Genomic DNA, 19963 nt, shown 5'->3' on the forward strand with positions numbered 1-19963 from the left:
AATCTATGGACGGGCAGAGGGGGATATGCCTTCGGGAACGGCGAAAGGGACAGGCAAGATCATTGCAGCGGCGGAAGACGGCCGGCGAGAGCGCGGGCCGCCAGGACGGCCGCAGCACCCGCGGCCAGGAAAAAGGCGGGCTCGGTGTCCGGGCCCCGGCCCATGGTGGTGACCTTGAGGTTCAGGTCCCGCATGGCATCCAGGGCGACATCGCCGGGAACGGTAACCAGGCGGTGGCGCTCGGCGAGGCCGGCTTCCGCCGCCTGACGCCGGATGAGGGAAGCCTGGTCGGGCGGAAGATCGGGCAGGGCGACGTAGCATGGCGCCAGGGCCACCCGCCCCAGGGCGGTCCGGGTATGGTGGGACAGCCCCCGGTGGCGGGAGCGCGGGTCGGCAAAGCCGATCCGCGGAATGGCGATCGCCAGGCCGCCCAGGGTCTGAACGGCGTTGACCAGCTGCCCTTGCTCCAGGGCGGTGCAGCCGAAAGGCGACCCGGTCCCGACGACCCCCGGCCCCATCGCGACAATGGCAGCATCGGCTCCGTTGGCCATGGCGGCCAGCAGCCCGGAGTAGATATTCACGGCCTCCAGGTCGCCACCGAAAGCATGGCCGCAGGTGACGGTAAAGTCCAGGACCCCGGTTTCCCGCAACTCCCGGACGAGACGGCTGAATGCTATGGGCAACGCTCCGCCATCGGTCATAACATAGGCGAGGCGCGCCGCCGGCGCCTGGCGGCGCAAGGCGGCGGCCGAAGGACCCAGTTGGCTGTGCAGGCTGCCGACTAAGACCGGCATGCCGTCCAGCGTGGTCAGGCCGCGGATGGCGTCGGCGAGGGGACTGTCATCTTCCTCGGCGGCGAGCACCTTCAGCTGTCCCGGAGCGTAACGGAGTTTCATGATATGCCCCGCCTCCGGGACCTCGGTCCCCGTAATGTTCAAGTTGGCGACCACGAAATGGTAGCCGCCCGTCCCCAGGTCTTTATGAACTGCGGTGGTGTTCAGAATTACCTCGTCCCCGGCGGCCACGGGGCCGGTTAACTCTTCATAGCAAACGGCCTTCTCTTCTTTACCGTCAACGTTAACGAGAATCTCGGTAAGTCCGGGGCGCTGACCCAGAAGCCGGGCCACGTGCCCCCGCCGCAGGCGGATATAAATGACCATCACTCCCGTATGAAGCGGTTATCCAAACGTGTTCTTCTCAGCTTCCATGTTACCCGCGGGGGCTCGAAAATCCTTCCTGCGATGGGGCCAGACCGGGCGGACGGCGGCAATTGCTCTCCCGGCGGCCGGGCGTGCTATACTGGTGTAGTAATTATTGCTGGGAGCGATGAGACTTTGCCTTTTGATGGTCTTGTGCTCGCCGCCGTGCGCGCCGAACTGGCCGGGGCCCTCACCGGCGGACGTATCGAACGTGTGCAGCAGCCGGCGGAACACTATATCGTCCTCACGGTGCACAGGCACAAACGCCACCGCCTGCTGATCTCCGCTCACCCGGAGGAGGCACGGGTACACATGACCGCGCACGGCACGGTTTCCCCGCCACGGTTACCGGTTTTTGCCGCCGTGCTGCGCAAGTACCTGGAAGGCGGCCGGATGGTGTCTATCAAGCAGCCGGGGTTCGAACGCGTTATCGAAGTGGTCGTAAGAGGGCGCGATGCTTTGGGGCAGGAGGCCAATATCCTGCTGATCGGGGAGTTTATGGGAAAGCATTCCAATATCCTGCTCGTGGACCCCGGTTCAGGGAGAATTCTGGACGGTATTCGTCGCTATACGCATGCCGTAAGCCGTCACCGGGAGGTGCTGCCTGGTGCTCCGTATATCCCCCCGCCCCGCACCAAGCGCGACCCCCTGGAGCTGGATGAGGAAGGCCTTACGGCCGAGTTGCTCGCCCTTCCCCTGGAAAGCGGCATTGCCCGCGCTTTACAGGCACGCCTCGAGGGACTGAGTCTGGTCGCTGCCCGGGAGGTTGCCCACCGGGCGGGATTGGCCGCCGAAACCACGGTGGGCGAGTGCGGCGCCTACGACTTCGCCCGTCTGTGGTCAACGCTGCGCGATGTGTTCGCCGGCGCCCGGGACGGCGCCCTGTCCCCCTGCCTGGCCCTGGACCGCGCAGGCGAGCCGTATGACTTCTCGGCAATATCCCTGACCCACCTATCGGACGAGGTGAGCCTGGAAAGCGGCGGTATGAACGATATCCTGGACCGCTTCTACACACACCACCGGGAACGGCAAAGGCTGGAAGGCCTGCGCCGCGCCATCATGAGCATCGTCGCCCGTGAGCGCCGGCGGGTGGAGAAGCGCCTGGCCCACTGCCGGAAGAACCTGGCCACGGCGGCACGTTTTGAAGAATGGCGACGTTACGGCGATCTCCTGATCGCCAACCTGCACGCCGTGCCGCCCAACGCCGAAACCATCACCCTCAACGAGTTTGAGACCGGCAAACCGGTGGCCATCGCGCTTGACCCCAAGCTGAGTCCGGCAGCCAACGCACAGGCGTATTTCCGCCGCTTTCAGAAGCAAAAGGCCACCGCGGCGCGCGCGGCCGCTGAGGAAGAAAGACTGTCGGCGGAACTGGAGTATCTGGCGGGGGTCGAGACCGCCCTCATGCAGGCGGAGAACAGCGCCGACCTGGGGGATATCCGTGAGGAACTGGTGGCGCAGGGCTACCTTTCGGCGCCCGCCCCAGGGAAAAAACGGGTGCCGGCCCGGGAAGCCGCCCCCGCTCCTCTCACCTTCAAGGCCCCGGACGGGACGACGATCCTCGTCGGCAAGAACAACCGGCAGAACGACTACGTCACCTTCCGCGTCGCCCGCGAGGACGACCTCTGGCTTCATGCCCGGGGCATCCCCGGGGCGCACGTCATCGTCCGCACGGCGGGCCGGGCGGTCTCACCCGAGGCGCTGGAGGCGGCCGCGTCTTTGGCCGCCTATTACAGCCGGAGCCGGCAGGCCGGGAGCGTGCCGGTGGACGTCACCCTTCGGCGGCACGTGAAGAAGCCCCGCGGCGCCCGCCCGGGGTTCGTGATCTACCGCGAGGAGCGAACCGTTATGGCCCGCCCCGCCCGCCCGTCATAGGATGATACTCTTTCTACAGACCGGTCGCGGTCCGCGTAAGCATCTCGACTTCCTTACAGAGCCACGGGCCGTAACCGGCCATCCTGACGCGGCGCCACCGCTCCGGAGCCGTCGGCGACTGTATGGCGAGGAAGGCATCCTCCGCGGTTCCCTGGTCAAGGTAAAGAATTACGTCGCCGTGGGGCCAGGCGTTCTGACCCGCCGCCGGCGTAAAGGGCCGGCAGAAAAACCGTACCCGGCAGCCGGACGTCGGCGCGTCATCGGCCGCCGTTTTCTCAACGGCCGGCAGCTCGTTCGCGGTACACTCCTGCGCTTCGCCCCAAAATCCACGGGAGGCAAGGAAAAGGAGTTCCGGTAGGTGGTGAGCGAGGGGGGTGTCGTCAGACCCGGGCAGGTTGACCGTCAGGCCGTGGCGCTGGACGAGGATACCCCGCAGGCTGCCGCCCTGTTCGGGCTCTTCGGTCACCGCGGGCTCAGCCGCCGCCGGGGAAGAAGCCCGCGGAGCGCCCGAAGCGCACGCGGCTAGGGCCAGCACGCCGGCCGCGAGGACGGCGGCAAGCAGCCGTAGAGGAACTCCGCCCCGCACCTTACGCGTCCCCTTCCTCCGGTACGATGCAGATGAAGACCAGGTCTTTCTCCCCCGTATTCATAAACTGGTGTTCGGCATTCCCCGGGATGAAGGCGATCGAGCCGCGCTCGACCTGGTGTTCCTTGCCGTCCAAGAAGAGCACGCCCCGGCCGTCCAAGACGTAGTTGATGTGCGGCCAGGAATGGCGGTGCCGGGGGGTAAAACCTTCTTTACCCAGAGTGAAGGTGCGCATCACCCACCCGGTCCACCCCTCCCGGGGGCCTATCAGGGCCTTCTTAACCACGTTGCGTATCCCGCGCCCTTCAATGACCGTCCCCTTGACTTCTTTTTCGTGACCGACAAACAAGCTGCTCCCTCCCCTTTTGGAATCCATCTGCTTTGAAGGTATAACACACTCGACGGCACGCACCACCGGGCGGCCCCTGACATCCTTGACAACACCGGGATCACCGGCCGCCGGCCGCTCGTCGGCCTGCCCAGGTCAACCTGCAGTGCTATCGTAACCATGGCTTGCCTTATTGTCAAACCGCGGGGAGACGGACGGTTACGCGGCGGCGCCGATGGCATTGCAGGCGTATTTGAGCGGGCGTCAGAAACCGCTTCGAAGGAGGATTAGAAAAGACAAAGGAGCGGAAAGGGGCGCGCGGCACTTGCGGTATCAGGGATGGTTGCTACAGTTGCTCGGGGGCCTGTTGCTTTGCGTATCGGCCTGCGGGTGCTCGCTCGGCCAGGAGAGAAGTCTTGCTATCGCCAAAGCGTTTCTGGTCGCGCACGGGATGGAGGTCGTACGGGAGCCGGAGCGCCCCGTAGTGCAAAAGGTTGAGGCCAAGAAACTGCACCCCATGCAGGTCGCGGCCTGGGACTTGCAGCAAAAGCATTTCGGCACCCGGCTGGCGGACTACGAAGGCCGGGAGGTACATTATTGCACCTTCATCGTCCGGTGGCACCCGATCATTTCCCGCTGCGCGGCCGAGGGTGTCCAGGAAGCCCAGGTCACGGTCTGGGTCACCGACGGGAAGGTTATCGGGGGCATCAGCATGCCCGTCGGCCCGCGAGGCGAGGTTTATACCGGCCTGGGTTACCCGTTGCTCGGCCCGTGACGACACAACCGCCCGCCGCTCACATGGAAACCTTGCGGCTCCCGGGCTTGACCGGAACGCCTCCGGCGGCGCAGAGGGGGCATCCCTCCGGCGTGAAGGTGGCAATGCTGGTGGTGAGAAGGGCTGTCAGGGGAACGCCGAAATCGACCCGCCCGCCGCTGCGGTCGACGATCACCCCCACGCCCTCGGCCTCACCGCCCGCGTCGCGTACCAGGTCTATCACCTCCCGCACCGAGCCGCCGGTGGTGATCACGTCTTCCACGACCAGGACCCTCTGGCCGCGCTCCACGGTAAAACCACGCCGGAGGGCCATTCTCCCGTTGGCGTCGCGCTCCGCGAAAAGACAGGGCGTATCGAGGGCGCGGGCCACCTCGTGGGCGATGATCACCCCGCCCAGGGCCGGGCCGACGACCAGGTCAATCCCGTGATCGGCGTACGAGGCGGCCAGGGCGCGGCCGAGGGCCTCGGCATAGCGCGGGTGCTTGAGGACCTGGGCGCACTGGATGTATTGCGCGCTGTGCCGCCCCGAAGTCAACAGGAAGTGACCGCTCAGGAGCGCCCCGCTGGCCTCCAGCATTCTCCGGACATCGTCCTCGGATAGGCGTGTAAGCATATCGGTCCTCTCCTTCCCCGTTCATCCGTGAACGCCCGCCGGAAAGGCCGGCGTTGACATCAGTTCAGTCCGCCCATCTCCGCCACGATCCGCCTGGCGGCGTTGACCGGATCCGGGGCGCCGGTGATCGGCCGCCCGATAACGAGGTAGTCGGCCCCGGCCGACACGGCGGCGGCGGGGGTGGCAACGCGGCGCTGATCCCCGGCGGCTTCACCGGCCGGACGGACGCCGGGGGAAACGATACGGAATTGCGGTCCGGTCAGCACGCGGATGGCCGAGGCCTCCCAGGCCGAGGCGACAACCCCGTCCAGGCCGCAGTGCATGGCGAGTTCGGCCCAACGGAGGGCAAGGTTTCGGGCGCCGGTTTCGAAACCGAGTTCCCTGACCGAGGAATCATCCAGGCTGGTCAGGACGGTGACCGCGACCAGCAGCGGGCGGGGCCGTCCAATCCTTCCTGCCTCTTCCGCCGCGGCTTCGGCCGCGGCGCGAAGCATAGCCGCCCCACCCCCGGCGTGTACGTTGAGCATGGCCGCCCCCAGGCCTACCAGGGCCCGCACGGCCTGTCCGACGGTCTGCGGGATGTCGTGCAGCTTTAAATCGAGGAAGACAAACGGCGATCGCTCGGCGATCTCGCTCACGATCCCCGGCCCCTGGCGGTAGAACAGGCGCATGCCGACCTTAAAGCCTCCGACGACATCGCGCAGGCAATCTGCGAGAGCAAGGGCCTCGTCTCTGCCGTCCACGTCAAGGGCCACCAGCAACCGGTCCTTGGGGTGCATACGAACCTCCTTGAAAGCCAACGGATTTATCCGTTCAAATGTGGCCCGCCCCGATAAGCTGGCGGATGTCGGGTATTCCTTCGCGCTTCAGGTATTCCTCTATCCCCTGCAGAACGTCCACCGTCGCCTTCGGATTGACGATGTTGGCCGTTCCCACGGCCACCGCGGTGGCGCCCGCCAGGAAGAACTCGACGGCGTCGGCGCCGGTGGTAATTCCGCCCATACCGATGATCGGCAGGCGCACGGCCTTGTAGACCTGCCAGACCGCCCGGAGGGCGATGGGTTTTACGGCGGGGCCCGAAAGCCCGCCGAAGACGCTGGCGAGAATGGGCCGCCGTGTCCGAATGTCGATTGCCGTTCCCAGGACGGTGTTGATCAAGGACAGAGCGTCGGCGCCGGCTTTGGCCACGGCGAGGGCCACGGCTGCGATATCGGTGACGTTGGGGCTTAGTTTGGCGATCACGGGCCGGGATGTGTTCGCCCTAACGGTCCGGATCACCTCCGCGGCCATTTCGGGAACCGTGCCGAAGGCGATCCCACCGGCGCGCACGTTGGGGCAGGAGATATTAACCTCCAGGGCGGCGATCCCGCGGGCCGTCTCGAGGCGGGCGGCCAGCCGGCCGTATTCATCGACCGTCGCCCCGGCGATACTGACGATGAGCGGGGTATCCAGTTCGACCAGCGGCGGTAGTATCTCGGCGACAAAGCGTTCCACGCCGGGGTTCTGCAAACCTACGGCATTAAGCATCCCGGCAGGGGTTTCCGCCACGCGCGGCGGCGGGTTGCCCTCGCGCGCCTCGAGGGTGATGGTCTTGAGAGCGAGGGCTCCCAGACGGTTCAGGTCCACGAAGGGAGCATACTCTGTTCCGAAAGTGCCGGCGGCCGTCATCACCGGGTTTTTCATCCGGATCCCGGCGATCTCGACCGAGAGGTCGGCCTTCATGACCAGGCCACCTCCCTCACCGGAAAGACCGGGCCGTCGGCGCATACCCGGGCATACCCGGTGCCGGAGTCGGATTGCACCCCGGTACTGCAACAAAGGCAGGCCCCCAGGCCGCAGGCCATCCGCTCTTCGAGGGAGACCTCCCCCTCGAGGCGGTACTCACGCATGCGCGTCGCCAGGGCGCGCAGCATGGGGTATGGCCCGGCGGCATAGACGTAGGCGTAGCGGTAGCCGGCGACCAGGGACGCCGTGAAGAGGTCGACCACCGAGCCCCGGTGGCCGGCGGTGCCGTCGTCGGTCGCCAGGCGGCGCTTGAATCCCGGAACGGTCTCCTCCGCGCCCAGCAGGAGGCCTGCCGTGCGGGCGCCCTGGAAGAGGGAACCCTTGATCCCCGCGGCTGCCAGGCGGCGGAGGAGAAAGGCCAGAGGAGCGATGCCGAGGCCCCCCGCCACCAGGGCCACCGGGAGCGCCGGGGCGGGCAGGGTGAAACCACGGCCCAGGGGTCCCAGGACATCGAGGACGCCACCGGGCCGGACCTCGGCCAGGATGGCGGTCCCGCGCCCCACGACCTGGAAGAGGATGGATACGGTACCGCACTCCCGGTCCACGTCATGTACGCCGAAAGGCCGGCGAAGGAGCGGGTCGTGGGTCGATCCGACCCTCAGGTGGACGAACTGTCCGGGCTGTACCGTACGGGCGATCTCCGGGGCGGTGAAGGCCAGGCGGTACACCCCCGGCACCACCGCCGCCTGTTGGACTACAGGCGCCTTGCATAATACGGGCGGCATGCTACTCCCCTTTCAGGTTGCCCTGGAACGCTTTGAGCGGGTACACCTCTCTGCCGGAGCCGGTTGGTCTCCATAGGATACCAACCTTCTAGTGTTTAACATACTCCTGCAGAGGCACGAGACTTACGTCTTCGCCCTGGCGGCGGGACTGGAGGACCTCGATGATCGCCCGCGCCGTGTCGAGCGAGGTCAGGCAGGGGATACCCATCTCGACGGCGGCACGGCGGATGCGAAAGCCGTCCCGTTCGGGGGCCTTCCCCCGCGTCAGGGTGTTAATAACCAGGTGGATCTTGTTGCCGCGGATCAGGTCGACGATATTCGGCGAGCCCTCATGGAGCTTCCGGGCGCGCTTGACTTCAATTCCCACCGACTCGAGGGCGACCGCCGTGCCTTCGGTGGCCAGGACCTCGAAACCCATACTTAAGAGCCGGGACACCACGAATACCGCCTCGTCCTTGTCCTTGTCGGCCACCGTGACGAGGGCCGTCCCCCGCTCCGGGATGTCATAGCCGGCGGCGATGCTTGCCTTGTACAGGGCTTCGGCGTAGTCCGGGGCCACCCCGAGGACCTCGCCCGTCGACTTCATCTCGGGCCCCAGGCTGACATCGACATCCAGGAGTTTGGCGAAAGAGAAGACGGGCGCCTTAACCCCGATCAACCCCTTGTTCAACAGAAGCCCGCTTTGATAGTCCATGCCGGCCAGGCGTTCGCCCAGAAGGATCCGCGTCGCCAGGGACACCATCGGAACCCCCGTGATTTTGCTCAGGTAGGGCACGGTCCGGCTCGAGCGCGGGTTGACTTCGAGGACGTAGAGGTTGCCGTTGTGCTGGACGTACTGGATATTTAAGAGCCCTTTCACGTGTAAAGCCTGGGCCAGGCGTATTGTGTATTCCACCATCTGCTCGTGGGTTTCACGCGGGAGATCTCGCGGCGGGAAGACGGCGATGCTGTCCCCCGAGTGCACGCCGGCGCGCTCGATGTGTTCCATCAGGCCGGGAATAACCACCGTTTCCCCGTCGGAAATGGCGTCGACCTCCAGTTCCTTTCCGAAAAGGTACTTGTCGACCAGAACCGGGTGTTCCGGAGTGACCTTGACCGCCGTGGCCATATAGTTCAGGAGATCCTTCTCGTTATAGACGATTTCCATCGCCCGGCCGCCGAGGACGTACGACGGGCGAACCAGCACCGGGAAGCCGACGCGGGCCGCAATGGCCTGCGCCTCATCCACCGAGTAACCGGTACCCCCCGGCGGACGCGCAACATCAAGCTCGTTGAGCAAGCGGTCAAAGCGCTCGCGGTCCTCCGCGGCGTCGATGTCGTCCACCGACGTCCCGAGGATCTTAAAGCCGGCCTCTTCGACGGCACGCGCCAGGTTAATGGCCGTCTGGCCGCCGAACTGGACGACGACACCTTCGGGTTGCTCGCGGTGCAGCACCTCGATAACATCTTCGGCTACAAGGGGCTCGAAGTAAAGACGGTCGCCGGTGTCGAAATCGGTGGAGACCGTTTCCGGGTTGCAGTTGATGATCACGGCCTCCAGCCCCGCCTCCCGGATGGCCCAGACCGCGTGGACCGAACAGTAGTCGAACTCGATACCCTGTCCGATGCGGATCGGGCCGGAGCCGAGCACCACCACCCGGCGGCGTCCGGTCTCGTGGACCTCGTCCTCATCCTCGTAGGAACTGTAGTAGTAGGGCGTCTCGGCCTCGAACTCGGCGGCGCAGGTATCGACCATCTTATAAACCGGGTGGATGCCGTGGCGGTGGCGGAGAGCACGGATTTCGCCTTCCGTGGTTCCTGTCAGGTCGGCCAGGGTGCGGTCGGACAGACCGAGGCGCTTGGCGGTGCGCAGGTTTTCCGCGTTGAGGCCTTCCAGGCCGCCGGCACGCACCTTTTCCTCCGCCGCCACGATGTTGGCTACCTTGCGGACGAAGAAGGGATCGATGGTGCTGAGGCCGGAAACTTTCTCGACGGGCATCCCCCTGCGCAAGGCCTCGGCCACCAGGAACATCCGCCGGTCGTCCGGCACGGCCAGTGCCCGGCACAGTTCATCCGCGCTGAGGGTGCGCGCTTCGGGCAGTTCCAGGCCGTGCACCCCGATTTCCAGGGAGCGCACGGCCTTCAAAAGGGCCGCCTCCAGTGTGCGGCCGATGGCCATGACCTCCCCGGTGGACTTCATCTGCGTGCCCAGGCGGCGGTTGGCCAGTGCGAACTTATCGAAGGGCCAGCGCGGGAATTTAACGACAACGTAGTCGATCGCCGGCTCGAAACAGGCATACGTCTTCCTAGTGACCGCGTTCTTGATTTCATCCAGGCGTAAGCCCGCCGCGATCTTGGCGGCCACCTTGGCGATAGGGTAGCCGGTGGCCTTGGACGCCAGAGCCGAAGAGCGCGAGACGCGCGGGTTGACCTCGATGACGTAGTACTGGAAGCTGTTGGGGTCCAGGGCGAACTGGACGTTGCAGCCGCCCTCGACGCCCAGGGCGCGGATGATTTTCAGGGAGGCCGAGCGAAGCATCTGGTACTCCCTGTCACTCAAGGTCTGCGTGGGTGCAACGACAATGCTGTCCCCGGTGTGCACGCCCATCGGGTCGATGTTTTCCATGCCGCAGATGGTGATACAGTTGTCAGCCCCGTCCCGCATCACTTCAAATTCGATCTCCTTCCAGCCGATAACGCACCGTTCAACCAGGATCTGGTGGATCAGGCTGGCTTTAAGGCCACGGGTCGCGGTTTCGACCAGTTCTTCCTCGCTGAACACAATGCCGCCGCCGGTGCCTCCCAGGGTATAGGCCGGGCGAACCACGACGGGATAACCAATCCGGCGGGCGAAGGCCAGAGCATCCTCAACCGACTCGACAATCTCGCTTTCCGGGATCGGCTCCCCGATCCCCTGCATCATCGCTTTGAACCGCTCGCGGTCTTCGGCACGACGGATGGTCTCCAGCGGGGTTCCGAGCAGTTCAATCCCGAATTCGTCCAGAATACCGCTCTCGGCGACCTGCTTCCCCAGGTTCAGACCGGTCTGCCCGCCGAGAGTCGGCAGCAGCCCCTGGGGCCTCTCCCGTCGGAGCACGCGGGTGACAAACTCAGGGGTCAGGGGTTCGATGTAAACGCGGTCGGCCATATGGGCGTCGGTCATAATCGTCGCCGGGTTGGAGTTGATCAGGACAACCTCCAACCCCTCTTCGCGCAGCGCCCGGCAAGCCTGCGTGCCCGCGTAATCGAACTCCGCCGCCTGGCCGATGATGATGGGCCCGGAACCGATGACCATAACCTTCTTCAAGTCCTTGCGGACCGGCATCTATTTCTCCTCCTCCCGGGCGATCGCCGTCAGGAATTCCTTGAAAAGGTATTCGGAATCGTGAGGACCGGGCGAGGCTTCAGGGTGGTACTGCACGGCGAAAATCGGCAGCCGGCGGTGCCGCAACCCTTCCACGGTGCCGTCATTCAGGTTCCGGTGCGAGACTTCTAGATCCAACCCCTCAAGGGAGGCCTCGTCGACGGCGAAACCGTGATTGTGGCTCGTAATGTATACCCGGCCGGTGGCGGTATCCTGTACCGGGTGGTTGGCGCCGCGGTGCCCGAATTTCAGCTTGTAAGTCCGCGCTCCAACCGCAAGGGCGATGACCTGGTGGCCCAGGCAGATACCGAAAAGGGGTTTCTTGCCAACCAATCCGCGCACGGTCTCGATAACCCCAACGGCGCGTTCCGGGTCCCCGGGGCCGTTGGAGATGACGACACCGGCCGGGTCTTCAGCCAGGATCTCTTCGGCCGTGGCCGTCGGGGGAACGATGACGATTTCGCATTGATGGTGGGACAGGGAGCGCACGATATTCAGCTTCGCTCCAAGGTTGATCAGAGCCACCCGGGGTCCGGTGCCGGGGACGACGGTACGCTCGGCGTGGGCGACTTCCTGAAGAAGATCCTGGTCGCTGAGCTGGGGGCAGGCTCTGGCCCGGGCGACGAGTTCCTCCGGCGGGACATCCAGGGTGCTGAGTATCCCGCGCATCGTCCCGTAACGGCGCAGGCGGCGTGTCAGGGCGCGGGTATCAACGCCGGTGACGGCCACGATACCCTGTTCCAGCAGTAAGTCCCGCAGGGAGTGCTCGGACCTCCAGTTGCTCGGGTCATCGCATGCCTCGCGCACGACCAAACCGCGAGCGTAGATGCGCGCCGACTCAAAGTCCTCCCGGTTGGTACCGTAATTTCCGATGAGGGGGTAGGTCATCACTACAATCTGGCCGCAGTAGGATGGGTCGGTAAGCACGCCCTCGTAACCCGTCATGCCGGTGTTAAACACGACCTCGCCCCAGGTCTCTCCCGGCGCGGCGAAAGCTTCGCCGGTGAAGACCGTCCCGTCTTCCAGAGCCAAAACCGCCTTGCGCATGTCATCCACCCCTTGTAACCGGCGCGCGGGTGTGTCCCGCATACGCCAAAGTCTGCCATTTGCCTGTCGATAAAGCTGTACCAGACCATATACATCGGCCGTACAACGGCCCGCTCATATCAGATCCCCGTCCCGCATTACGACCTTTCCTCCGACCACCGTCATCACGGGGAGGCCCTTGAGGGTGTATCCGAGAAAGGGCGTATTCCGGCTCTTGCTCCTGAGAGCTTCCGCGCAAACGACCTCGGTACGGTGCGGGTCGATCACCGTCAAGTCGGCGCGTGCTCCGGGCGCCATGGCAGGGGGCTTGATACCCAGGATGCGCGCGGGGTTGACGGTCATCTTGGCAACGGCCGCAGGGATATCCAGGATTCCACTCGCAATGAGTTCGCTGAAAACCAGGCCCACGGCCGTCTCCAACCCGATGATCCCGAAGGGGGCGCGATCAAACTCCACGTCCTTTTCGTGGTCGGCGTGCGGGGCGTGGTCGGTGGCTATAACGTCGATCGTCCCGTCCGCCAGGCCCTCGCGCACGGCGGCGACGTCCTCCGGGCCGCGCAGGGGTGGGTTGACCTTGGCGTTGGTGTCGTAGCCCCGCACAGCCTCGTCGGTCAGGGTAAAGTGATGCGGTGTGGCCTCGGCGGTGACCCGAACCCCCCGGGCCTTTGCCTCTCTTATCAGCCGGACGGTTCCGGCTGAACTGACATGGGCGACGTGCAACGCGCAACCGGTCAGCTGGGCCAGGATAAGGTCCCGGGCGACCATCACTTCCTCCGCCGCGCCCGGAATACCGCGAAGCCCCAGCGCCGTCGCCAGCGGCCCCTCATGCATAACTCCTCCGGCAGCGAGGGCGGGATCCTCGCAGTGGCTGATGATCGGGCGCCCCAGCCTGGCCGCGTACTCCATTGCTCTGCGCATCAGGTGGCCGTCGCTGACCGGCCGCCCGTCGTCAGAAAAAGCGACGGCCCCCGCCGCCGCCGTTTCGGCCATGGGCGCCAGCTGTTCCCCCTTACTCCCGGCGGTCACGGCCGCCACGGGATAAACCCGAGCCAGCCCGGCAGCCGCGGCGCGCTCCTTGATGAAGGTAATAACGCTGGCGCTGTCGGCGACAGGGTCGGTATTGGGCATGCAGGCCACCGAGGTAAACCCGCCGCGGACGGCCGCGGCCGTGCCGCTGGCGATGTCTTCCTTGTATTCGTATCCCGGTTCCCTCAAATGTACGTGCATATCGATCAGGCCGGGGCTTACGAGGTGCCCGGATATGTCGAACACCTGTCCGTCTTCGAATGACAGGTTCGGTCCGACGGCCGCGATACAGCCGTCGGCAACGAGTACGTCACTCGTACGGAGAGTCCCCTTCACCGGGTCGACCACTATTCCCCCGCGCAAAAGAAACCTCATGCCACGGCCCCCTCTCCAAGCAGCAGCAGGTATAATACAGCCATGCGTACGGCCACGCCGTTGGTGACCTGCTCCCTGATTACCGACTGCGGTCCGTCCGCGACCTCGGACGTGATCTCCACGCCGCGGTTCATCGGTCCGGGGTGGAGCAGGAGCGCGTCGGGCTTGGCCAGGGCAAGTCGATCCCGGTTAACGCCCCAAAGCGCGGCATATTCGCGTAGCGACGGCAGGAGTCCCTGCCTCTGGCGTTCCGTCTGAAGCCTCAGGACCATTACCACGTCCGCCCCATCCAGGCACTCGTCAAGGTCCACGCAGACTGTGGCCCCCATCCTCTCCAAGCCCGGGGGGAGCATCGTCGGCGGTCCGCTGACGAAAACCGAAGCCCCCATTGTGGTCAGGCCCCAGATGTTGGAGCGTGCGACGCGGCTGTGCAGGATGTCGCCGACAACGGCCACCCTCAAGCCATCCAGGGACCCCTTCGCCTCCCGGATGGTAAACATGTCCAGGAGGGCTTGGCTCGGGTGTTCGTGCATCCCGTCCCCGGCGTTGATAACGGCGGCCTTCACAAAACGCGACAGGTAAGATGCCGCGCCGCTCATAGGATGGCGCAGGACGACGGCGTCGGCCCCCATCGCCTGGATGGTCCGCGCCGTGTCGGCCAGGCTCTCACCTTTGGTGACACTGGAAGAACCGGCGGAGATGCTCACCGTATCCGCACTCAGGTATTTGGCCGCCAGTTCGAAGGAAGCCCGGGTACGGGTGCTCGGCTCATAGAAAACGGTGGCCACGGTCCGTCCGCGCAGCGGCGGGACCTTTTTGATCTCCCGTGTGATGACCTGCTTCATCGGCCGTGCGGTGTCGAGGATCAGCGTGATCTCTTCGCGCGAAACCCCCTCCAGGCCCAGAAGGTGCCTGAAGGACAGGGGCTTATCGGCTGACAAAAAACCTCCCCCCTTCTTCCGGGGCGGAGGCCGGCAAAAACTCGGCGGTTTGGTCACGCCTTCGTTCCTTTGCCGGCCTCGCGGGACCGAGCTTAAAAGGACGGCCGCTTCGCTTTAGGTTCTTTCCAGGATGAGCACTCTGTCCCGCCCATCCACCTCTTCGATTTCGACTGAAATGACCTCCCGGCGGGACGTGGGAACGTTCTTCCCCGCATAGTCGGCCCGGATAGGCAGCTCCCGGTGCCCCCGGTCGATGAGGGCCGCCAGCTGAATGGAACGCGGCCGCCCGAGGTCCATGATCGCGTCCATCGCCGCCCGGACCGTGCGGCCGGTGAACAGAACGTCGTCGATAAGGATGATGTCCCGGTCGGTGACCGGAAAGGAGACCTCCGTCTGCTGCAGCTGAGGGTGATAGTCGAGGCGCGTCAAGTCGTCTCGATAAAGGGTGATATCCAGATAGCCCACCGGAACCGCAACCCCTTCGATCTCACGTATGCGCAGTGCCAGGCGGTTGGCCAGAGGCACCCCCCGCCGCCGGATGCCGATTAAGGCCACGGATTCCACGCCATGGTTACGCTCAATGATTTCGTGGGCGATACGCGTCAAGGCCCGGGCCATTCCCTGAGCATCGAGTATCTGTGCCTTTTCCTTGAAATCTCCGAATTCCAGCCCGATCACCACCTGTGCATTAAAAAACCTGCTTCAACCACCTCGGTGTCAAAGCAGGCACAGTTCACCCTCGGAGGGGCGCCGTTATGTCCTACCTTCCCGGCCTCTCCGGACCGGGTTAAAGGTGGTTTGTTCTAAAACATTGTATAGGCCTCCGGGCAGGGTGTCAAGAGGCCGCAATCACTGCCGCGACCCTACTGGGAGAGAGTTCGAATCCCCAGGAAAATGAGGGCCACTCCGGCGAGGACGAGGAGCATGCCTTGCGGCGACAGGCGGGCGGCCAGGCCGCAGAGGCCGAGGGCGGTGACCAGCAGGAGCACCGTCGGCCCGACAATGGCCAGGGAGGCGTTGATCTTAACGGCCGTTTCGACGCGTCCGAAGTACAGCATGAGCATCGCCGCCGAAAACTCGATCGAAGCCGAGAGGAAACGCAGGCCGGCCATGCCCCAAACCAGCTTTTCCACCGGGGAATCTCCTCCTTCCATGAAACACCGTTCGTCCCTCCCCTTTCTATATGCCGTCCCGACGCCGCATATGGCAACCGGGGCGGAGGGACAATAGCCTGAGGGGGTCGACTGATGGACGGTAAGCAGCGCCTGGCATTGGCCGCGCTCAGCACGGTACCCTTCGCGATGGTCCTGGGAAACTCCATGCTCATCCCGATCCTGCCCCAGATGCAGCGTTCCCTGGATCTCACATCCCTGCAAACCAGCCTGGTGATCACCCTTTTCTCCGTTCCTGCAGGACTGACCATCCCTTTCTCAGGCTTCCTTTCCGATTGTCTGGGACGGAAAAAGGTTATTATCCCGGCGCTGCTCCTTTACGGCATCGGGGGGCTGGTCGCGGGAGCGGCGGCGCTGATGGAATGGGGGGGCGCCTTTGCAATCATCCTCGTCGGGCGTATTCTGCAGGGAATCGGAGCGGCCGGGACGGCCCCCATCGCCATGGCCCTTACCGGCGACATGTTCCAGGGGCCGGTCCGCAGTAAGGCCCTGGGAGTCATTGAAGCGGCGAACGGCGGAGGAAAGGTGCTCAGCCCCATCCTCGGGTCGGCCCTGGGTTTGTTGTCCTGGTTTGCTCCCTTCTTCGTTTTCCCGGTCATTAACGCCTTTTCGGCCGGGGCGATCTGGCTCGGCGTCAAGGAGCCGGAAGGCTTGCGTACCCGGCGCGGGATACGGGAGTACCTGCGCTCCTTCGCGCAGGTCTTCTCCAAGAAGACCGCGCTGTTACTCACATCCTTCTTCGCCGGGAGTCTGGCCCTTCTGACCCTTTTCGGGCTCCTCTTCTTCCTTTCCGACCACCTGGAGCAACGGTACCGCCTGGACGGCATCCTTAAGGGCCTCGCTCTGGCCGTGCCCGTACTTTTTATGGCGGCTACGGCCTACGGCACCGGCGCGGTTATCAAGCGCCGCGCTCTCCTCATGAAGATCCTTATCGTCAGCGGCATGGGCGTGACGGCCGGGGCCCTGGCTTTGTTCCCCTGCTGCCGCACCACTTTCTTTTTCTTCACTGCAGTGTCCGCCATCGGTATCGGCACCGGACTGGTCCTCCCCTGCCTGAACACCATCATCACCAGCGCCAGCGATGCGGATGAGCGAGGGCTGGTGACCGCGCTTTACGGCGGGGTGCGCTTCCTGGGCGTGGCCGCCGGACCGCCCCTCTTCAGTCTCCTGCTGGGGTTCAGCCTTGAAGCCATGTCATGGGTGACGGCGTCGGCCAGCGCCGTCGCCGCCGTCCTGGCCTTCGCCTTTATCCGCGTCCGCGACATCTCTGCGCAGTCCTCGCCCCAGTCCAGGCGGTAACACCTTCTGGAAATCCTGCATACATTACCCCAAAGCCATCCTGTGGCCGAACTGAAAGGAGTTGGCAGAATGGAAGACTGGCGGGAGATGGTGGCCTTTCCCTTGCCCGGCCGCAGCAGAAAACCCCGCCGGCGCGGCCTGACCATGGTCTTGGACAAGGGTCTTGGGCTGGGCGAGACGAAGGATCTGCTGGAAATCGCGGAGGAACACATCGATTTCATTAAACTGGGGTTTGGTACCTCGGCCCTTTATGCCGACGGCGTCTTGCGTGAGAAAATCGAGCTTGTGCGGCGCTACGGGGTGGATATCTATCCCGGCGGCACCTTTCTCGAAATAGCGGCGGCGCAGGGGAAGCTCGCTCAGTTCCTGTGGCTCGCGCGGGACCTCGGCTTTACGGCCGTTGAGGTTTCGGACGGTACCATTGCCATGGACCCCGCCGACCGGGTAGACGCCATCCGGCGCGCACGGGACCTCGGGTTGACCGTCCTGACCGAGGTGGGGAAAAAGGATCCGCGCGCCACGGTGTCCTCCGCCGAACTGGCGGACCAGGCCCTGAATGATCTCAATGCCGGCGCCGACTGGGTGATCGTGGAGGCGCGCGAGTTCGGTAAAAACGTGGTTATCTACGATCAGGCCGGCCGTCTAAAACCGGGCGTCCTGGAGTCCTTTCTGGGTGTCATCCCTGACAGTACAAAGGTGATCTGGGAGGCGCCCTTGAAGGACCAGCAGCAGGAACTGATCCTGCGTTTCGGGCCGGATGTAAACCTGGGGAATATCCCGCCGCAGGAGATCCTGTCGCTGGAGGCCCTGCGCGTCGGACTGCGGGGCGACACGCTGCGATTCTGTATGTCGCGCCTGGGATAGGATCTCCGGAGGTCTAAAACAGAAGGCCGTCACATACCGTATGTCAGAGGGAGAAAATGAAGAGACAGCCGGAACACGAAAGGCGGAGACAATGACGCCCGAACTGATTCTGACGGCCCTGCTGATTGTCGGGCTGGTGGCCAAATCGAGCCTCATCGCCGCCGCATCCTGTATTCTCCTAATCATCAGACTGGCGAACTTCCAGTCTGTTTTTCATTTCCTGGAGAAACAGGGGCTTGATATCGGGCTGCTCTTTCTCCTGATGACCATCATGGTCCCGCTGGCGAGCGGGAAGGTCGGTGTGATGGAGATTGTAGGCAGCCTGTGTACCCTGACCGGCCTGTTCGCCTTTTTGGGCGGGGCGCTGGCCACGCACCTTAACAGCGAAGGGCTTAAGATGCTGCAGCTCGACCCGGAGATCATCTTCGGGCTAATCATCGGCTCCATTTTCGGCATTGTGTTCCTCGGAGGTATACCCGTGGGGCCGCTGATGGCCGCCGGGATTGCCGCGCTCTTCGCCGAGTTCGCCCGCTATTTCCGTTGAGCTCCCAGGCGGTCCAAAACGGACTGCAATTCACCCGGCAGCGGTGCCTCGAACTCCAGGTAGTTCCCGCTCGAAGGATGAATAAAACCCAGGCGTCCGGCATGCAGGAACTGCCCTGACAGTCCCAGTTCGGCCCTGGCGTGACCGTACTTCAGGTCGGCCACCAGCGGATGGCCGATGTGTGCCAGGTGCACGCGGATCTGGTGCGTCCGCCCGGTCTCCAGGCGGAGGCGCAACAGCGTATACGCACCGTAACGGCCCATAACGCGATAGTGGGTCACGGCCGGCCGGCCGTTGCGCGGGACAACGGCCATGCGCTGACGGTCCCGCGGATGGCGGCCTATAGGCGCCGCGATGGTCCCTTCCTCCACCGTCAAACGGCCGTGTGCCAGGCCGATATACTCCCGGGTGACCGCACGAGCCTTCAACTGGGCGGCCAGCGCGAGGTGGGCGCCGTCATTCTTGGCGACCATGAGCAGGCCCGACGTATCCTTGTCCAGGCGGTGGACAATGCCCGGACGGAGTACGCCGTTAATGCCCGAGAGGTCGCGGCAATGGTAAAGCAGGGCATTGACCAGGGTGCCGCGGTAGTTGCCGACCGCCGGGTGGACGACCATCCCGCGGGGCTTGTTGACCACGATTACGTCCCCGTCCTCATAATAGATGTCCAGCGGAATGGGCTCGGGTCGGATGGAAGGCGCCTCGGGTTCCGGGATCTCGAGTGCCACGATGTCCCCGGCGCGGAGGCGGTATGCCTGGCGCGCCGGAACACCGTTGACGGTCGCCCGGTTCTCACGAATAAGGTGCTGGATACGCGAGCGGGTAAGGTCCGAGTGCTCATTGGCGAGGAAAACGTCCAGTCTGAGCCCCGAGTCCTCTTCATCGGCCTCAAGCCGGCTCAGAACCGTCATGCGCCCGCACCGCCGCGGCCCGAGCCACGAAGGGTGGCCAGGACGATAAGGATCGCTCCAAGGGAGATGTATACATCGGCCAGGTTGAAGACCGGCCAGAAGCGCAAATCAAGAAAGTCGATTACCTGGCCGAGACGCAGCCGGTCGAGAAGGTTGCCGAGCCCCCCGCTCAGTATCAAGGCCAGGGGCAGCCCCAGCCCCAGGTCCAGGAGACGGCGGTGAAAAGCTACAGCAACGGCGATAACAATCAGCGTGACCATGACCAGCGCCGCCCCATGCCCGGGGAAGAGGTTAAAGGCCGCGCCCGGGTTCCGGGCGTGGGTCAGCCAAAGCACCCCGGGGATGAGAGGGACGCTTTCCCCGCGCGTAAGGAAGACTGTTACCGCCCACTTCGTAAGCTGATCCAGGCCGACCAGAGTGAGGACGGCCAGCCAAAAGCGCAATACAGGAGACCTCCCTATGGCGACGTAAGTTAATGGTAGCAGATGGGGATTGGGCGGGTCAACCGGCCATCGCTGACTGGGACTTGGCCCGCGGCAATTTGCCATGCTATAA

20 protein-coding genes are annotated in these 19963 nt (G+C 64.5%); 5 read left to right on the forward strand and 15 right to left on the reverse strand.

The features are described from left to right. Window positions 1-59: 59 nt before the first annotated feature. The gene (locus QMC81_01790) at window positions 60-1160 is read right to left on the reverse strand and encodes a DUF3866 family protein (GenBank protein ID MDI6906206.1); all 1101 of its coding nucleotides are present in this window, start codon (window positions 1158-1160) and stop codon (window positions 60-62) included. A 174-nt stretch (window positions 1161-1334) separates the two neighbouring features. Between QMC81_01790 and QMC81_01795 the strand changes: the two genes are divergently transcribed. Further along, window positions 1335-3074 carry an NFACT RNA binding domain-containing protein gene (locus tag QMC81_01795; GenBank protein MDI6906207.1) on the forward strand — a complete coding sequence of 580 codons (1740 nt, stop codon included), beginning with the start codon at window positions 1335-1337 and terminating at the stop codon, window positions 3072-3074. Window positions 3075-3087: 13 nt separating this feature from the next. On the opposite strand, the gene QMC81_01800 is transcribed toward QMC81_01795, so the two are convergent. Both QMC81_01800 and QMC81_01805 read right to left on the reverse strand, forming a co-directional pair. Then, window positions 3088-3660, reverse strand: coding sequence for a hypothetical protein (locus QMC81_01800; GenBank protein MDI6906208.1), 573 nt, complete (start codon window positions 3658-3660; stop codon window positions 3088-3090). Between the two features lies 1 nt (window position 3661). Beyond that, window positions 3662-4009, reverse strand: a complete 348-nt coding sequence (locus QMC81_01805; GenBank protein MDI6906209.1) for a cupin domain-containing protein — start codon at window positions 4007-4009, stop codon at window positions 3662-3664. 304 nt (window positions 4010-4313) lie between these two features. Between QMC81_01805 and QMC81_01810 the strand changes: the two genes are divergently transcribed. Continuing rightward, window positions 4314-4763, forward strand: a complete 450-nt coding sequence (locus QMC81_01810; GenBank protein MDI6906210.1) for a hypothetical protein — start codon at window positions 4314-4316, stop codon at window positions 4761-4763. A gap of 19 nt (window positions 4764-4782) precedes the next feature. Here the strand turns inward: QMC81_01810 and pyrE are convergent, their stop codons facing one another. The 10 genes from pyrE to QMC81_01860 all read right to left on the reverse strand — a co-directional run bounded on the left by pyrE (window position 4783) and on the right by QMC81_01860 (window position 15751). Next, a complete protein-coding gene (gene pyrE, locus QMC81_01815) occupies window positions 4783-5340 on the reverse strand; it encodes an orotate phosphoribosyltransferase (GenBank protein ID MDI6906211.1) in 558 nt (185 codons plus the stop codon). A gap of 95 nt (window positions 5341-5435) precedes the next feature. Then, window positions 5436-6155 carry an orotidine-5'-phosphate decarboxylase gene (gene pyrF / locus QMC81_01820; protein MDI6906212.1) on the reverse strand — a complete coding sequence of 240 codons (720 nt, stop codon included), beginning with the start codon at window positions 6153-6155 and terminating at the stop codon, window positions 5436-5438. A gap of 34 nt (window positions 6156-6189) precedes the next feature. Continuing rightward, a complete protein-coding gene (locus tag QMC81_01825) occupies window positions 6190-7098 on the reverse strand; it encodes a dihydroorotate dehydrogenase (protein ID MDI6906213.1) in 909 nt (302 codons plus the stop codon). Then, window positions 7095-7886: a dihydroorotate dehydrogenase electron transfer subunit gene (locus QMC81_01830; protein ID MDI6906214.1), complete on the reverse strand. Its 792-nt coding sequence runs from the start codon at window positions 7884-7886 to the stop codon at window positions 7095-7097. Before QMC81_01830 ends, QMC81_01825 begins: the two co-directional genes overlap by 4 nt. Window positions 7887-7974: 88 nt before the next feature. Beyond that, entirely contained in the window at window positions 7975-11190 is a 3216-nt protein-coding gene (carB, locus tag QMC81_01835) for a carbamoyl-phosphate synthase large subunit (GenBank protein MDI6906215.1), read from the reverse strand. After that, window positions 11191-12276 (reverse strand): glutamine-hydrolyzing carbamoyl-phosphate synthase small subunit, encoded by a 1086-nt coding sequence (gene carA / locus QMC81_01840; GenBank protein MDI6906216.1) that lies wholly within the window; start codon window positions 12274-12276, stop codon window positions 11191-11193. Window positions 12277-12390: 114 nt separating this feature from the next. Continuing rightward, on the reverse strand, window positions 12391-13677 hold the full coding sequence (locus tag QMC81_01845) for a dihydroorotase (GenBank protein ID MDI6906217.1): 1287 nt from the start codon (window positions 13675-13677) through the stop codon (window positions 12391-12393). After that, complete coding sequence (locus tag QMC81_01850) at window positions 13674-14600, reverse strand: aspartate carbamoyltransferase catalytic subunit (GenBank protein ID MDI6906218.1); 927 nt, start codon at window positions 14598-14600, stop codon at window positions 13674-13676. The genes QMC81_01845 and QMC81_01850 overlap by 4 nt, the downstream gene beginning before the upstream one ends. A gap of 132 nt (window positions 14601-14732) precedes the next feature. After that, window positions 14733-15293 (reverse strand): bifunctional pyr operon transcriptional regulator/uracil phosphoribosyltransferase PyrR, encoded by a 561-nt coding sequence (gene pyrR / locus QMC81_01855; GenBank protein MDI6906219.1) that lies wholly within the window; start codon window positions 15291-15293, stop codon window positions 14733-14735. Window positions 15294-15481: 188 nt separating this feature from the next. After that, window positions 15482-15751 carry a YqhV family protein gene (locus QMC81_01860; GenBank protein MDI6906220.1) on the reverse strand — a complete coding sequence of 90 codons (270 nt, stop codon included), beginning with the start codon at window positions 15749-15751 and terminating at the stop codon, window positions 15482-15484. Between the two features lie 114 nt (window positions 15752-15865). Here QMC81_01860 and QMC81_01865 point away from each other — a divergent pair, with 114 nt between their 5' ends. The 3 genes from QMC81_01865 (at window position 15866) to QMC81_01875 (ending at window position 18497) form a co-directional block, all read left to right on the forward strand. Continuing rightward, the gene (locus tag QMC81_01865) at window positions 15866-17089 is read left to right on the forward strand and encodes an MFS transporter (GenBank protein ID MDI6906221.1); all 1224 of its coding nucleotides are present in this window, start codon (window positions 15866-15868) and stop codon (window positions 17087-17089) included. Between the two features lie 69 nt (window positions 17090-17158). Next, window positions 17159-17953, forward strand: a complete 795-nt coding sequence (locus QMC81_01870; GenBank protein ID MDI6906222.1) for a phosphosulfolactate synthase — start codon at window positions 17159-17161, stop codon at window positions 17951-17953. A gap of 91 nt (window positions 17954-18044) precedes the next feature. After that, a complete protein-coding gene (locus QMC81_01875) occupies window positions 18045-18497 on the forward strand; it encodes a DUF441 domain-containing protein (protein ID MDI6906223.1) in 453 nt (150 codons plus the stop codon). On the opposite strand, the gene QMC81_01880 is transcribed toward QMC81_01875, so the two are convergent. Together QMC81_01880 and lspA are read right to left on the reverse strand one after the other, a co-directional pair. Further along, window positions 18485-19408: an RluA family pseudouridine synthase gene (locus tag QMC81_01880; GenBank protein ID MDI6906224.1), complete on the reverse strand. Its 924-nt coding sequence runs from the start codon at window positions 19406-19408 to the stop codon at window positions 18485-18487. The two genes, QMC81_01875 and QMC81_01880, sit on opposite strands and share 13 nt — an antisense overlap. Beyond that, complete coding sequence (gene lspA / locus QMC81_01885; GenBank protein ID MDI6906225.1) at window positions 19405-19851, reverse strand: signal peptidase II; 447 nt, start codon at window positions 19849-19851, stop codon at window positions 19405-19407. The genes QMC81_01880 and lspA overlap by 4 nt, the downstream gene beginning before the upstream one ends. Between the last annotated feature and the right edge of the window lie 112 nt (window positions 19852-19963).

It is taken from the genome of Thermoanaerobacterales bacterium, assembly GCA_030019475.1.
Taxonomy (GTDB): domain Bacteria; phylum Bacillota; class Desulfotomaculia; order Desulfotomaculales; family JASEER01; genus JASEER01.